The sequence below is a fragment of the Serratia sp. CY32780 genome (genome assembly GCF_052169135.1).
In the GTDB taxonomy this organism is placed as follows: Bacteria; Pseudomonadota; Gammaproteobacteria; order Enterobacterales; family Enterobacteriaceae; genus Serratia; species Serratia sarumanii.
Map to the genome: position 1 here is coordinate 161,120 of NZ_JBJNLI010000004.1, position 13,725 is coordinate 174,844.

The 13,725-nt window shown below is 62.1% G+C and carries 13 protein-coding genes and 1 tRNA gene; 7 read left to right on the forward strand and 7 right to left on the reverse strand.

The features are described from left to right. Positions 1-24: 24 nt before the first annotated feature. The gene (locus tag ACJ8HH_RS18510; protein WP_033649995.1) at positions 25-1,560 is read right to left on the reverse strand and encodes an MFS transporter; all 1,536 of its coding nucleotides are present in this window, start codon (positions 1,558-1,560) and stop codon (positions 25-27) included. Positions 1,561-1,700: 140 nt separating this feature from the next. On the opposite strand from ACJ8HH_RS18510, the gene ACJ8HH_RS18515 reads away from it, so the two are divergent. Both ACJ8HH_RS18515 and ACJ8HH_RS18520 read left to right on the forward strand, forming a co-directional pair. After that, positions 1,701-2,603, forward strand: a complete 903-nt coding sequence (locus ACJ8HH_RS18515) for a LysR family transcriptional regulator (RefSeq protein ID WP_033649994.1) — start codon at positions 1,701-1,703, stop codon at positions 2,601-2,603. Between the two features lie 199 nt (positions 2,604-2,802). After that, positions 2,803-3,141 (forward strand): colicin E1 family microcin immunity protein, encoded by a 339-nt coding sequence (locus ACJ8HH_RS18520; RefSeq protein ID WP_052210578.1) that lies wholly within the window; start codon positions 2,803-2,805, stop codon positions 3,139-3,141. A 146-nt stretch (positions 3,142-3,287) separates the two neighbouring features. Here the strand turns inward: ACJ8HH_RS18520 and ACJ8HH_RS18525 are convergent. The 3 genes from ACJ8HH_RS18525 to ACJ8HH_RS18535 form a co-directional block, all read right to left on the reverse strand. Beyond that, a tRNA-Sec gene (locus tag ACJ8HH_RS18525) sits at positions 3,288-3,382 on the reverse strand. A gap of 100 nt (positions 3,383-3,482) precedes the next feature. After that, positions 3,483-4,826 carry an esterase-like activity of phytase family protein gene (locus tag ACJ8HH_RS18530; RefSeq protein WP_039568210.1) on the reverse strand — a complete coding sequence of 448 codons (1,344 nt, stop codon included), beginning with the start codon at positions 4,824-4,826 and terminating at the stop codon, positions 3,483-3,485. A 75-nt stretch (positions 4,827-4,901) separates the two neighbouring features. Further along, the gene (locus ACJ8HH_RS18535; protein WP_048322035.1) at positions 4,902-6,101 is read right to left on the reverse strand and encodes a cyanate transporter; all 1,200 of its coding nucleotides are present in this window, start codon (positions 6,099-6,101) and stop codon (positions 4,902-4,904) included. Between the two features lie 126 nt (positions 6,102-6,227). Between ACJ8HH_RS18535 and ACJ8HH_RS18540 the strand changes: the two genes are divergently transcribed. Further along, the gene (locus ACJ8HH_RS18540) at positions 6,228-7,082 is read left to right on the forward strand and encodes a LysR family transcriptional regulator (RefSeq protein ID WP_033649519.1); all 855 of its coding nucleotides are present in this window, start codon (positions 6,228-6,230) and stop codon (positions 7,080-7,082) included. Positions 7,083-7,088: 6 nt separating this feature from the next. Here ACJ8HH_RS18540 and ACJ8HH_RS18545 read toward each other — a convergent pair whose 3' ends face one another. Next, the gene (locus ACJ8HH_RS18545; protein WP_039568213.1) at positions 7,089-7,529 is read right to left on the reverse strand and encodes a hypothetical protein; all 441 of its coding nucleotides are present in this window, start codon (positions 7,527-7,529) and stop codon (positions 7,089-7,091) included. Then, positions 7,480-8,100, reverse strand: a complete 621-nt coding sequence (locus ACJ8HH_RS18550; protein ID WP_049213614.1) for a nucleotidyltransferase domain-containing protein — start codon at positions 8,098-8,100, stop codon at positions 7,480-7,482. Before ACJ8HH_RS18550 ends, ACJ8HH_RS18545 begins: the two co-directional genes overlap by 50 nt. A gap of 206 nt (positions 8,101-8,306) precedes the next feature. On the opposite strand from ACJ8HH_RS18550, the gene ACJ8HH_RS18555 reads away from it, so the two are divergent. The 3 genes from ACJ8HH_RS18555 to ACJ8HH_RS18565 all read left to right on the forward strand — a co-directional run bounded on the left by ACJ8HH_RS18555 (position 8,307) and on the right by ACJ8HH_RS18565 (position 11,273). Beyond that, positions 8,307-9,695: an amidohydrolase family protein gene (locus ACJ8HH_RS18555; RefSeq protein ID WP_060431262.1), complete on the forward strand. Its 1,389-nt coding sequence runs from the start codon at positions 8,307-8,309 to the stop codon at positions 9,693-9,695. Between the two features lie 100 nt (positions 9,696-9,795). After that, positions 9,796-10,347 carry an isochorismatase family protein gene (locus tag ACJ8HH_RS18560; RefSeq protein ID WP_033636578.1) on the forward strand — a complete coding sequence of 184 codons (552 nt, stop codon included), beginning with the start codon at positions 9,796-9,798 and terminating at the stop codon, positions 10,345-10,347. 2 nt (positions 10,348-10,349) lie between these two features. Next, on the forward strand, positions 10,350-11,273 hold the full coding sequence (locus ACJ8HH_RS18565; protein ID WP_033636576.1) for a GlxA family transcriptional regulator: 924 nt from the start codon (positions 10,350-10,352) through the stop codon (positions 11,271-11,273). On the opposite strand, the gene ACJ8HH_RS18570 is transcribed toward ACJ8HH_RS18565, so the two are convergent. Further along, a complete protein-coding gene (locus tag ACJ8HH_RS18570; RefSeq protein WP_060451988.1) occupies positions 11,268-12,260 on the reverse strand; it encodes an acyltransferase in 993 nt (330 codons plus the stop codon). The genes ACJ8HH_RS18565 and ACJ8HH_RS18570 overlap by 6 nt on opposite strands. 217 nt (positions 12,261-12,477) lie before the next feature. On the opposite strand from ACJ8HH_RS18570, the gene ACJ8HH_RS18575 reads away from it, so the two are divergent. Further along, positions 12,478-13,725: an MFS transporter gene (locus ACJ8HH_RS18575; RefSeq protein WP_043148337.1), complete on the forward strand. Its 1,248-nt coding sequence runs from the start codon at positions 12,478-12,480 to the stop codon at positions 13,723-13,725.

Sequence of the window (13,725 nt, forward strand, 5' to 3'; positions counted from 1 at the left end):
ATATTTATTTCTGATGATAAAATGTCAGGCGGCGACCGAACGCGGCGGATAAATACGGGTCGGCATAAATAAAATCAGCGCGGTCAGTAATAACGCCAGGCCGGCAACCAACAGATAAAGATCGGCGCTGGCCAGCACGTGGCCCTGCCGGGCGGCAAGCTGCGCCAACTGCTCCGCCGACCCCGATGCGCGGCTGTAGGCCGAGCCAAAACCGTCGGCGATCGTGCCGGCGTGATAGTCCCCGCGCTGCCGGCTGAGCAGCGCGATGGCGCCGCCGGCCGCGGTGGCGGCGAAACCCTTCACCGCGTTGAACCAGGCCGCCGCAAACGGCCCGTCGGTCGGCAACAGCCCGCCGGTCGCCTGCATCAACAGGGGGATGATCGCCATCGGTTGAGCGACCGCCTGCAACAGCGCGATAACGCGAAACGTGTCGCCGTTCCATTCCGGCGTCAGCTGGGCGGCCAGCACGCAGGCGGTGGCCATCAACAGCAGGCTGATCGCCAGCACCCAGCGGCAATCCACCCGCGGCGTATTGCATATCATGGCGACAATTGGCAGCGTAATTAATTGCGGCAACGCTACCCACAGCATTAAGTCGGAGGTTTGTTCCTGACGATAGCCCTGAATCGCGGCTAAATATCCCGACGTAATATTGACTAGCGACACCATAATTAACAGCACGCCACCCAGCGTAATTAAGGAGAAAGACAAATTCCTTTTGCTTAATAGCTGCAAATTGAAAAAGGGCAGCGGGTGATACCATTCATTCATCAGAAATAATGCCAATAATCCGCCGCCGCCCAACAATAAAACGTAGATCAGCGGTGAGTTCAGCCAGTCGAGGCGCTCCCCCTGTGAGATGCCCATCGTCAGCATGCCGAGTGCCATGCCGCCGAGCAACAGGCCGCGCCAGTTGAACTGCCGCAGGCGCTCCAGCCGCAGCGGATCCTGCGGCAGACCGTAGCCGATACACACAGCGGCGATCGCCATCAGCGGCAGGTTCCAATAGAAGTACCCGCTCCAGCCCCAGTGAAAGGCAAAGGCGGCGGCAGTGGCGCCCAGCGTGGCGCTCCAGGCGGAGACCCAGCCATAGGCGCCCAGCCCCAGCACCTTGATCAGCGGCGGCATAAAACGCAGCACCACCGTCATCAGCATCGGCGGCAACGCGCCGCCGGCGAAGCCCTGCAGGCTGCGCACCGCCAGCAGCACGCCATACTGTTCTCCCAACCAGGGCGTCAGCAGTCCACCGGCCAGGTAAATGCCGCACATCGTCAACGCCACCCGGCGCAGCGAAAAGGTCGGCCAAAAACAGGGCGTGAACCCGGAACCGATCACAAAGCCGGTGACATAACAGGTGGTCAGCCAGCTGCCGGCATCGAAGCTCAGCAGCATGCCGCCCTGTATATCCGCCAGCGCGAACTTGCTGGCGTTTTCCCCCACGCCGCTGGCCATCACCGCCAAAAACACGCCGAACAACCCCAGCCAGGTGCGGCCGTTGATTTCGCCGGCGCTGGCGAGCCATCGATTTTTGTGGTGCGGCGTAACAGACACCTCAACCATTCCCCACTCCTGCTGTTTCAGCCTCAATCTTTGTTGTCGTGGGCAGTATCCGGGCTTACTTCGATTGTTTAAAATGAAATGATGTAATTAACTAGTTGCACAAAACACAATCCATAGAGCGCACCATTACCGGAGAGGCCATGCCGCAAAAAATTGATTTCAACCTGATCTATGCGCTGAATCTGCTGCTGGAAGAAGGGAGCGTGAGCGGCGCCGCCGAAAAGATGAATCTGAGCGCGCCGGCGATGAGCCGCATTCTGGGGCGCATCCGCCGGCAGTTCGACGACCCGATCATGGTCAGAGCCGGTAAGCATCTGGTGCCGACGCCGCGTGCGCTGGAGTTGAAACGCCAGCTCGGTGATATCATCGAGCAGGCCGCCGCGCTGATCGCGCCGAATGAATCCTTCGAGCCCGGCAAGCTGACCAGAACCTTCACCATTCGCGCCAACGACATTTTTATCGGCGCGCTGGCAGGCGGCTTGCTGGAGACGCTGCGGGACATGGCGCCGCTGAGCGGCCTGAAGTTTATCGCCGAAAGCGACGGCGAGGATGACGCGCTGCGCAGCGGCAAGGTGGATCTGGTGATCGGTTCCTCACGCGACTGGCACCCGGAAATCAAGACGCAGAGCCTGTTCACCAGCACCTTTCAGGCGTTGGTGCGGCCGGGGCACCCGATCATTGGCCGGGTAACGCCCGAAACCCTGACCCATTACCCGCATATCAGCGTCTCCCGCCGCGGGCGCACCCAGGGGCCGATCGACGACGCGCTGCGCGATCTTGGCCTGCAGCGCAACGTCGCCCTGACCCTACCGGGCTTCCATTCGGCGATGATGCTGACCATGAAATCAGACTTTATCCTGCCGCTGCCGCGCCACGTGCTGCAGGGGGTGAGCAACATCCACCTGCCGTTAGCAGAGATCGAGCTGCCGCTCGAGCTGGAATCAGTGTTTATCGTACAGGCCTGGCACCCTCGCCTCGATCGCGATCCGGCGCACCGCTGGCTGCGGCAAACCATCAAGCAGTTCTTTTTGCAAAGGGAGTGAGAGGGTTAGGTGTTGGGGAGAGAAGACGCTTGCGGCAGAACCCAAATACGCCTGCCAGATAAGCCGGTAACATGGCATTTTGCCGAAGCCCTGCGCATACTCAGACGTCTTGGGTAAACCGCGCGACACGGGCAATGGCATCGGTATTCCATTTCGCCAAGCACGAAACAGAAAGGAACTCATGCCCAGGGAGGCACAAATGACCAAAGCGTATTATTGGAAAAGTCAGGTGTGGGGAGCGGCCTATTTTTTTACCGCGCTTTATTACATCTATTCTTTCCAGGACATGGTGAATATCGCACTTTCGTTGATCCTCTCCATTCTGAGCTTTTTACTGTATCCCTGTGCTAAAAAAGGCATTGAAACGTTCGCCCTGCGGTTCACGAGTGAAGAATTTTGGCACCGCGGACTGTTCGCCGATACCATAGGCAAAAATGGCGTGCTGATCCTGTATTATGCATTCTGTTATGTCATGGCCGTGCCGCTGGGCGCCCTGTATCTGCTTGCCCTGTTCCTCAGAAATAAAAAGGCCGCGTAAGCGGTTTTTACGTCAAGGCTTACCGCCTCGTAGTCCTTCTTCATGAACGTTTCTTCTACCCACACAAGCCGCACTATCACAAAATGAGAGGAGTAAATTACCCCTACCGGAGCCGACAATCACAGGGGAGATTGGGAGATATTGATTGGCGGAAGATCACAGGAGTCGAACCTGCCCAGGACCGCTGGCGGCCCCAACCGGATTTGAAGTCCGGCCGCCCCACCGGGGACGAGGATCTTCCTTGGAGAAGAGAGGAAGCAAGGCGCTGATTATAGCGCAGTTTGTTCGCTGCGCTAAGCGGGAAATCGTGCGGCCGCCGGCGATTCGGCGGCCAAGGAGAACTACTTCAGGAAATCCTTCACGTCCAGCAGGATGAACTCGTTGTCATCCGCCATATTGGGTTGGCGGCTGGAGGAGAACGGGAAGTTGTTGTCGTTACCGACGATGATGTGGTTGGCGTCCACCACGTCCACGTTCTCAATGGTGAAGAACGGGAAGGTCAGCACGCCGTCGTTCAGCGGCTTGCGCGCCAGCTTGTTCGGATCCTGGATGTTCATCAGGTCGATATAGGCCAGTTTGTCGACCGGTTTGCCGACGTTGGCGTCCGAGAAGGCGATTTTATACACCCGCTTGAACTTGGCCACCTGGCTGAAGCAGTTGTCGGTCGGCGCGCCTGCGGCGCAGGCTTTATCCGGCGTGCCTTCGCCGTTGTCGCGCTCGATCACCAGCCCGTGGGTGGCGTCGATCATATTGAAGTCGCCGATGGCATTCTGGTTGTCTTCCAGCACGTACTGCCAGCTGCGGCCGGTCCAGGCCTGCTGTTTCACGTCGAACTCCAGCACCCGCAGATAGCGTTTGCCGCCGACGTTCTCGAACTGCTCGCCGTCCCACAGCGCCCCTTCCAGCAGCGGGTACAGCTTGCTGCCGTCCGGCGAGGCGGCCATGCCTTCAAAGCCTTTGGAGCGCGCCACCTGGAAGTTCTGCTTGCCGTCCGGCGCGCCCGGCAGGGTTAGCGTCGGGTTGTCCGGCGATTTCACCACCTTGCCGTCCACCTGGGTGTCGAACACCGCCAGCACTTTGCCGTTCAGGTCGGCCTTGATCAGGTAAGGCCCGAATTCTTCACCGATCCACAAGGCATCGTCGGCAAACTGGAAGCTTTCCGGATCGAAATCGCTGCCGGTCAGATAACGCTGCTCGGTGCTCTCGTTGATGATGTGGAACGGCACCTTTTTATCCGGATCGTGCAGGAAAACCGTCTTCAGCGGCGCGACCGTGCCGTCTTTGAAATCGATCTTGTAGTGGTTGAGATACAGCATGGCGTCCGGCGAGTTGGCCTTGCTGCCGAAGCCGTTGTCGGTCAGCACCCAGTAGGTGCCGTCGGGCATGTGTTTGATGCCTGAGTGGCCCTGCAGCGGCTGGCCTTCGATCGGCAGGCCGAGGCCGGTCAGGCGATCGGCGGATTTGCCCGCCACGCTGCCCAGCTCGGTGACGCGTTTGCCACTGGTGTACTTACCGCTCAGCTGCAGATCGCTCGGCGCGTCCTTCGGCGTGGAAACGGTGGATTTCACCGGCAGCAGCGCATGCCCCGCCAGCGTCGCCGGTACCGGCTGCGCCTCGGCCCACAGGTTGGCGCTCAGCGCCATGCAGCCGACCAGCAGCGCCAGCCGGGTTTTGGTGTTGTGCATGTCATTGTCCCTTTTCGTTGTTATCGCCCAGAAGTAAAAGCAACGTCACTATAGGGAGCGGCAATGACAGAAATATTATTCGGCGAACGCCCGCCGGTAGCTGTGCGGGTGGAAGCGCCAGGTGATGGCGATCAGCACCACCACCAGCAGCGCGTGGATCTGCCAGTCCAACACGAAGCCACCGCTGTAGTCGCGCAGCAGGCCGGAGAGGTAGGGTGTCACGCCCGCCAGCAGGAAGCCGACGCCCTGCATAAAGGCCACCAGCCGCCCGGCCGCCGCCGGCTGGTGCAGGTGATCGAGCGCCAGCACCAGGCACAGCGGGAACGCGCCGCCCAGCCCCAGCCCAGAAACCAACACCCACAGCCACGGCAGCGTCTGCGGCAGGTAAATCAGGCCGATAAAGCCGATCAGTTGCATCATCAGCGCCAGCAGCAGCAGCGGCCGCCGGTCATGATTGCGCGCCAGCGCCGGCAACAGCAGCGCGCCCACCACCTGGCCGAAGGTCATCAGCGCCAGCAGCGAACCGCTGGCCTGCGGCTGCCAACCGAGCTGCATGTAATACGGTGGCAGCCAGGCGATCAGGCTGGTATAGCCGCCGTTGATCAGGCCGAAATAGGCGCCGAGCAGCCAGGCGCGCCGGTTGCGCAGCAGGCTTGGCCCACGGTTTTCTCCCGCCGCGCCCAGGCGCGACAGCCCGCGACTGACCGGCCACCAGGCCAGCAGCGCCACCAGCGCCGGTAACGCCCACCAGGCCAGCGCGCTGTGCCAGTCGTGCCCCGCACTCATCAGCCACGGAGTGATCGCCGCGCCCAGCCCGCCGCCGCCCATCAGCGCCGCCGACCACAGCCCGGCCACCAGCGCCATGCTGTTGAGGAAATGATGCTTGATGATACCGGGCATCACCGCCTGGATTACCCCGATGCCGAGCCCGCCCAGCACCGCGCTCATCAGCAGCTGCACGCTGCCGGGGGCCAGCTCGCGCCAAAGTGCGCCCGACCCAATCGCCAACAGGCTCAACGCCACGGCGCTACGTTCGCTGAACAGCCGGTTGATGGCGCCACCCGCCAACGCCATCAGGCCCATCATCAGCACCGGCAGCGTGGTCAGCAGCGCCGCGCCGCCAAAGCTCAGCCCGGTAGCCTGGCGCAGCGTCGGCAGCAACGGGCCAATCGAGGTCAACAGCGGCCGCATGTTCAGGCCGATCAACACCAGCGCCAGCAGCAGAGGGTTGAACCAGCGGCGCGAAGAAGGTGAATTAACAGAATGATTTAACACGGTATATTCCTGGTACTGCAAAATGAAGAGTGCGGCGTCACAGCGCGATCGCCGCAGCGTTGCGTTACTGTAGGCAACGCCGCTAGTATTGGGAAATTAAATAATAAAATAGCCAACAGTGGGAAAATGAATCGCTACCCGATGTTCAATCCGCAGCTGCTGCTCAGCTTCGTCGCCGTATGCGACAGCAACAGCTTCACCCGCGCCGCAGAGCGGGTGTTTTTGTCGCAGTCCACCGTTAGCCAGCAGGTGCGCCGGCTGGAAGAGATGCTGGGCAAACCGCTGTTTGAGCGCTCCTCGCATCAGGTGCTGCTGACCGAAGAAGGCGTCAAGCTGTTGAGCTACGCGCGCCGCATCATCGCGCTGAATGAAGAGGCCCACGACGCGCTAACCGGCATCTGGCGCGACGGCGTGCTGCGGATCGGCATGCCGGAGGATTTCGCCGTGCCCACCACCGAGCTGCTGGCCGACTTCAGCCGCGAGCACCCACACCTGCGATTGGACGTCGCCAGCGGCCTGAGCGCCGATCTGCACAGCGCCTACGCGCGTGAAGAGCTGGATCTGATCCTGGTGAAGCAGCGCCGCCGACAACCGCCGCGCGCCGCGCGGCCGGAACCGCTGCTGTGGTTGGACAGCCTGGCCTTCCCGGCCATAGAGCAATCGCCGGTGCCGCTGGCGGTATTTCCGCTCAGCGGCCTGTACCGCGACGAGCTGTGCCAGGCGCTGGACAACCTCGGCAAACGCTGGCGCATCGGCTACAGCAGCGCCAGCCTGGCGGCGCTGACCGCCGCTTCCGCCGCCGGGCTGGGCGTCACCCTGTTGCCGGCCGGCTGCCGTCTGCCGACGCATCGGGTGCTGGGCGAAGCCGAAGGATTGCCGCCGATAGACAACTTCGAACTGGCGCTCTACTACCGCGACGGCGCCCCCGCCGCCACGCTGTCGCTGGCCCAGCGGCTGGCGGTGTTTTGCGGGTTGAAGTGAGGCCGCTTACGCCACTATCTGCGGATATTCACGTTGCAGCCAGTCGATAAGCCGCCCCCACAGCGCCTCTGTCTGCTCAAGGCAAGCCTGTACCGCCGCGTCCGTCACCAAGTCGCCGGAGTAATCCGCCACGTTGCGCTGCTTTCGCAATGCGTCCAGGCAGATCATTGCCTCGCGCGGCAGCCCTACGGTGAGCGGCAACGATTGGATCATGATCTGGTGATGGCCGGGCTTGCTGGTCAGCGTGCGGTATCCTTTGGCTTGTAAAGCGGCATTAGCCATTTGCATGACCGCCTTATATGCCGTGTCGAAACGGCTCTCATTGCTGAGCTGAGTGATACCCGCATCGCGTCGGTTGCGCGCGGCGGCGGCCAGCAATTTTTTGATCGCCCCCGCGTCAGGCGTTATCACCTCCAGTCCCAGCCCGACCAGATTGTCCAGCGTCATCCTTGTCTCCCACAATCCAAAGTTGGGGTTTATCCATAATGTCCTGAATAAACGCGGAGTTCTCGGCCAAAGCCGCTCGCCACTCTTCCGGCGAGTAAAGTTTGGGGTTAATTTCCCGACCCAGCGTCTCCTGCAGCGGATAAACCGCCTGAATCACCTCCGCAAAAGACAGTTTACCGACGATCAGAACATCAATATCACTGGCCGCCGTCGCTTTGCCACTGGCGACGGAACCAAAGATGAAAGCCCGTTCGATGTCTTCCCCAAATCCAGTCAGTACCTGCCGTAAGCGCGCAGCCGGCCCGCAAGCCTTGCGGAAAATCGCCGCCAACTCGGGAAAAATCAGGCAATCGGCGTTAGCCTGATAGCAAATTTGGTTGCCCTGCCGCTGCCTGAGCAAGATGCCGCCTTCAGCCAGCCTGCTCAACTCTTTATGTAAAGTCCCGGCCTGAGTTGCGGTGCGCCGCGCAATTTCTCGCACATGAAACGCCTGCCCGACTTCAATAAACAGCAGGCTTAGCACTTTTCTACGGTATTCGCTGAACAGTAATTCGAGCATCGGATCGTGCATCACGCTGGCCTCAATGTAGCTTTAATGACTACAAATGTAGCCATTAAAGCTGCGAAAGAGCAAGCCAGGAGAACCAACCCACCAGCAGACGCCGATCATTACCAAATCGAATAGTCACCAGTGGCAAATGTCGCTGCCAACCGGCCGGTTCCTCTCCTAAATTGGGGGATGTTTTCACCCCTCACCTCTGGATTAAGGAACCGAACGTGGAAAACCCTCAACAACCGGGCCGCAGAGCCTTCCTCAGCCAAACCGGCAAACTCACCACCGCCTGCGCGGTGATCGGCCTGACCGGCGGCATGGCGCAGGCCGCGTCACCGGGCGACGGGCAGTGCGCACCGGCACCGATGACCCTGACCGATCGCCACTACTGCCTGAGCGAGGTGCGGCTGGAAGACGGCTTTGAATACGACGGCGAGACGGTGATCGGCACCCGCACCGCGCTGTACACGCTGGAGATCAAAGACGGCAAGATCGCCGCCATTCACGCCGCCAACGCCGCGTTGCCCGCCGGCGTGCCCCGCTATAAGGCGCAGGGCCAGCTGCTGCTGCCGGCGTTTCGCGACATGCACATCCACCTGGACAAAACCTTCTACAGCGGCCCGTGGCAGGCGCCGCGCCCGCGCCAGGGCAAGACCATCATGGACATGATCGCACTGGAGCAGACGCTGATCCCGAAACTGCTGCCCACCTCGCAGCAGCGGGCGGAAAATCTGATCGCCCTGCTGCAGTCCAAGGGCAGCACCGTGGCGCGCAGCCACTGCAATATCGATCCGGTCAGCGGCCTGAAAAGCCTGGAGCACCTGCAGCGCGCGCTGGAAAAACACCAGGCGGACTTCAGCTGTGAAATCGTCGCCTTCCCGCAGCACGGGCTGTTGCACTCCAAAGTCGATGCGCTGATGCGCGAAGCGATGCAGATGGGCGTGCAGTACGTCGGCGGGCTGGATCCGACCAACGTCGACGGCGCGATGGAGCAATCGCTGGACGCCATGTTCCAGATCGCCCTCGATACCGGCAAAGGCGTGGATATCCACCTGCATGAGACCAGCCCGGCCGGGGTCGCCGCCATCAACTATATGATCGCCACCGTGGAGCAAAACCCGGCGCTGCGCGGCAAGGTCACCATCAGCCACGCTTTCGCCCTGACCACGCTGACGCCGGGCGAACTGGCGGAAACCGCCACCCGGCTGGCGGCGCAGCAGATCACCATCGCCTCCACGGTGCCGATCGGCGGCCTGATGATGCCGCTGCCGCAGCTCAGCGAGAAAGGGGTGTTCGTGATGACCGGCACCGACAGCGTGATCGACCACTGGTCGCCGTTCGGCACCGGCGACATCCTGGAGAAGGCCAACCTGTACGCCCAGCTGTACCGTGGCTCCGACGAGTATCACCTGTCGCGCGCCATGGCCATCTCCACCGGCGGCGTGTTGCCGCTGGACGATAAGGGCCAGCGCGCCTGGCCAAAAGCCGGCGACGCCGCCGAGTTCGTGCTGGTCAACGCCAGCTGTTCCGCCGAGGCGGTCGCCCGCCTGCCGGCGCGCAGCGCCACCTTCCATCAGGGGCGTCTGGTGGCCGGCCAGGTGAGCAAAGCCTAAGGTCGGTCCGCTGTTGTCATCATGATGGCCGTTTTTGGCCTTCTGCCAGAGTAAGGAGCGGCGCAAGATGGTCGCCACACACACAGGCGGAGGGCCGAAAATGTCACAGAGTGCGTTATTGATCATCGATGTCCAGCAATCATTCCAGCACCGTCCATTCTGGCAGGAGGACGATCTGCCGGCGTTTCAGCAGGCGCTGACGCGCCTGATCGCGGGTTGCCAACAACGCGGCGCAGCGCTGGTCGATGTGCTGCACGTTTCGCCGCAGGGGCCGTTCTCGCTGGCTTCAGGCCATGTGCAGCGCCTGCCGTTCCTCACCCACCAGGCGGATATCACCGTGCATAAGCACGTACACAATGCGCTGACCGAATCCGGCCTCGACGCCTGGCTGCGCGAGCGGGATATCAACCACCTGATCGTCTCCGGCATCCGCACCGAGCAGTGCTGCGAAACCACCACCCGGGTAGCGTCAGATCTCGGTTATCGGGTGACCTTCGTCACCGAGGCGACGCTGACCTTCCCGATGCGTCATCCCGACGGTGAAACCTTTACCCCCGCGCAGCTGAAGCGGCATACTGAAACCGTACTGGTCGATCGTTTCGCCCGCATCGCCAGCGTGGATGAGGCGCTGGCGCAACTCGCACAGGAGTAACCATGTCGCAGGCCGTCTATTTTCTGCTGTTGCCCAACGTGCTGTCGCTGGACGTCAGCGGCCCGGCGGAAACCCTGCGCCTCGCCGGGCAGTTCAGCCTGCGTTATCTCAGCCCGGCGCCGCAGATCGTCTGCTCCATCGGCATGACGCTGAGCGGCCTGCAGCCGTTGCCCGAACGCTTGGAAGACGGCGCCATTCTGGTGCTGCCGGGCGTCGGCGATTCGCAGCGCTATTTCGCCGGGGAAGAGGCCGAGCAGGCGCGCCGCTGGCTGGCGACGCTGCGGCCCGATCTGCAGCGGCAGCGCATCACCCTGGTGTGTATCTGTTCCGGCGCGCTGCTGGCGGCGCAGGCCGGGCTGCTCGACGGCTATCAGTGCACCACCCACCACGACGTCATCGAACGTATCCGCCGGCAGGCGCCGGCGGCGCAGGTGAAAGAGAACCGTATCTTCGTCGAAGATCGCGGCGTCTACACCAGCGCGGGCATCACCACCGGCATCGATTTGGCGCTGCACCTGGTCCACCGCCACTGCGGCTCCGGCCGGGCGCGCGACGTCGCCCGCGATATGGTGGTCTATTTCCGCCGTGCCGGGGACGATCCGCAGCTGTCGCCCTGGCTGCGCTATCGCAACCACCTGCACCCGGCGGTACACCGCGCGCAGGACGTGATGGCCGCCGAGCCGGAGGCCGACTGGTCGGTGCCGCAGGTGGCGGAGAAGGCGCACGTCAGCAGCCGCCACCTGGCGCGGCTGTTTCGCAACCACGTCGGCATCAGCGTGCGGGAGTATCATGAGCAGCTGCGGTTGGCGGTGGCGCAACAGCGCCTGCAGCAAGGATATGGGTTGGAGAAGGCCGCGCTGGCGGCCGGCTTTTCTTCCGGGCGGCAGCTGCGCCGCGCCCAGCAGCGCCAGCGCTCGCCGCTATGACACCAGCCGGCGGGTATCCAGCCGCTGCAGGCCGACAGACAGCAGCAGGCTGAGCCCCAGCGCCACGCCGAACACCCAGAAGATATCCAGCAGCGGGTGGCCGGTGAAATCCAGGTGCCGGCTACGCATCACGTTGACGATAAGGGCGTGAAAACCGTAGATCGCCAGCGAATGGCGGGAGAACGTGCTCAGCCAGCCGATCGGCTGCGGCAAACAGTGTTTCACCCACACCAGCAGAGCCACCGCCGCCATAAACACCAGCGGGCCGCTGTAGATGTAGTAGGTATCGGCGAAGTTGCCGTTGATGAATAGCTGGTGCTTGGTGCCGCGCGCGATCAGCGCCACGCACAGCGCAAATCCCAGCGCCGCCAGCCAGCCCACGGCGCGCCCGCGCGCCTCCATCATGCCAATCGCCCGCCCTGCCAGCGCATACAGCAGGTAGTAGAAGGTATCGCCGTAGATATACAGGTTAACCGGCAGCAGGTGCGCATTGCCGAAGGTCAGCTTGTCGGTATTCGGGTTGGCGATCGCCGCCAACACCACCAGCGCGGCGGCCAGGTAACGGCGCGACACCGGTTTGACGCTGATCAGCGGCGACAACAGGTAAATCACCGTAATGGCGTAGAAAAACCACAGGTGGTAGAACACCGGCTTTTGCAGGATGGCGCGCAGCGACGGCCAGAAGCCGATCTTGGTGAAGGCCGCGATATAGATCAGCGCGATGGCGCTGTAGAACAGAATGCAGCAGGCGATACGGGTGAAATGACGCCGGCCGGCGCTCTTTTCACCGAAGAACAGGTAGCCGGAAATCATGAAGAACAGCGGCACCGACACGCGCGACAGCGAGTTCAGTGCGTTGGCGATATCCCAGTTGTGCAGCCCTATCGCCGCGCCGTTGGTGACACAATAGGTGGTGGCGTGGATCATCACCACCATCATGCACGCTATCGCCCGCAGGTTGTCTATCCAGCCGATTTTCTCGCTCAAACGCTCGCCCGATCTTGTGTCATATTGATATGTTAAGAAGAGGTTATCGGGCACGGCGTTCGGCGACAACCCAAAAGCGAAATATCAGAATGCACTTAAACAACACCTTATGATTGCGAAGGTGAACAATTGGCGGCAAAATAGCCGCCACAACTCGCTCAGTTTGCGCTTCCCGCCCTGGCAGTTCCTTTTTCTCTTTTACTATCAGTACAATAATATGAAAACGACATTACCACCTGCGGCACGTTTGGGCCGACAGGCGCTTTTATTCCCTCTTTGTCTGGTGCTGTTCGAGTTCGCCACTTATATCGGCAACGATATGATTCAGCCGGGCATGCTGGCCGTCGTGGCGGATTTCAACGCCGGCGAAGAGTGGGTGCCCACCTCGATGACCGCCTATCTGGCCGGCGGCATCTTCCTGCAGTGGCTGCTCGGGCCGCTGTCGGATCGCCGCGGCCGCCGCCCGGTGATGCTGGCCGGAGTGGCGTTCTTTATCGTCTCCTGCCTGGCGATCCTGTTGGTCACCACCATCGAGCAGTTCATCGCCATGCGTTTCCTGCAGGGCATCGGCCTGTGCTTTATCGGCGCGGTCGGCTACGCCACCATCCAGGAGTCGTTTGAAGAATCGGTGTGCATCAAGATCACCGCGCTGATGGCCAACGTGGCGCTGATCGCCCCGCTGCTCGGGCCGCTGGCCGGCGCGGCGCTGATCCACGTCGCGCCGTGGCAGAGCATGTTCGTGCTGTTCGCCGCGCTGGCGGCCATCGCCTTCTACGGCCTGTGGAAAGCGATGCCGGAAACCGCCACGCTGCAGGGCGAGGCGTTTTCCGCCGCCAACCTGTGGCGCGACTACCGTCAGGTGCTGGGCAACCGCCGCTTCCTGTGCGGCGCTTTGGCGATCGGTTTCGCCAGCCTGCCGCTGCTGGCCTGGATCGCCCAGTCACCGGTGATCCTGATCAGCGGTGAGTCGCTGTCGACGCTGGATTACGGCCTGCTGCAAATCCCGGTGTTCGGCGCGCTGATCCTCGGCAACCTGACGCTGGCACGCCTGACCGGCAAAAACAGCGTGGAGCGCCTGATCAAGCTGGGCGCGGGCCCGATGCTGCTGGGGCTACTGATCGCCGCGCTGGCGACCCAGTTCTCCAGCCATGCCTACCTGTGGATGACCGCCGGCCTGAGCCTGTACGCCTTCGGCATTGGCCTGGCCAACGCCGGGCTGTACCGCCTGACGCTGTTCTCCAGCAACGTCAGCAAGGGCACGGTGTCGGCCACTATGGGCATGCTGAGCATGATGGTGTTCACCATCGGCATCGAACTGGCCAAGGTCGCCTACGTCTGGGGCGGCAGCGGGCTGTTCAACCTGTTCAACCTCATCAGCGGCCTGTGCTGGCTGACGCTGGTGGCGCTGTTTATCGGCAAACGCCGCAACGGCGACCCCACGCCGCAGCCGACCGGCGCGGCTTAA

Coding starts and splice junctions, on each gene's coding strand:
- ACJ8HH_RS18520 (WP_052210578.1), top strand. CDS start 2,803: ATGACCAAAGCGTATTATTGGAAAAGTCAGGTGTGGGGAGCGGCCTAT.
- ACJ8HH_RS18530 (WP_039568210.1), bottom strand. CDS start 4,826: ATGCACAACACCAAAACCCGGCTGGCGCTGCTGGTCGGCTGCATGGCG.
- ACJ8HH_RS18540 (WP_033649519.1), top strand. CDS start 6,228: ATGAATCGCTACCCGATGTTCAATCCGCAGCTGCTGCTCAGCTTCGTC.
- ACJ8HH_RS18565 (WP_033636576.1), top strand. CDS start 10,350: ATGTCGCAGGCCGTCTATTTTCTGCTGTTGCCCAACGTGCTGTCGCTG.
- ACJ8HH_RS18560 (WP_033636578.1), top strand. CDS start 9,796: ATGTCACAGAGTGCGTTATTGATCATCGATGTCCAGCAATCATTCCAG.
- ACJ8HH_RS18545 (WP_039568213.1), bottom strand. CDS start 7,529: ATGACGCTGGACAATCTGGTCGGGCTGGGACTGGAGGTGATAACGCCT.
- ACJ8HH_RS18575 (WP_043148337.1), top strand. CDS start 12,478: ATGAAAACGACATTACCACCTGCGGCACGTTTGGGCCGACAGGCGCTT.
- ACJ8HH_RS18515 (WP_033649994.1), top strand. CDS start 1,701: ATGCCGCAAAAAATTGATTTCAACCTGATCTATGCGCTGAATCTGCTG.
- ACJ8HH_RS18550 (WP_049213614.1), bottom strand. CDS start 8,100: ATGCACGATCCGATGCTCGAATTACTGTTCAGCGAATACCGTAGAAAA.
- ACJ8HH_RS18510 (WP_033649995.1), bottom strand. CDS start 1,560: ATGGTTGAGGTGTCTGTTACGCCGCACCACAAAAATCGATGGCTCGCC.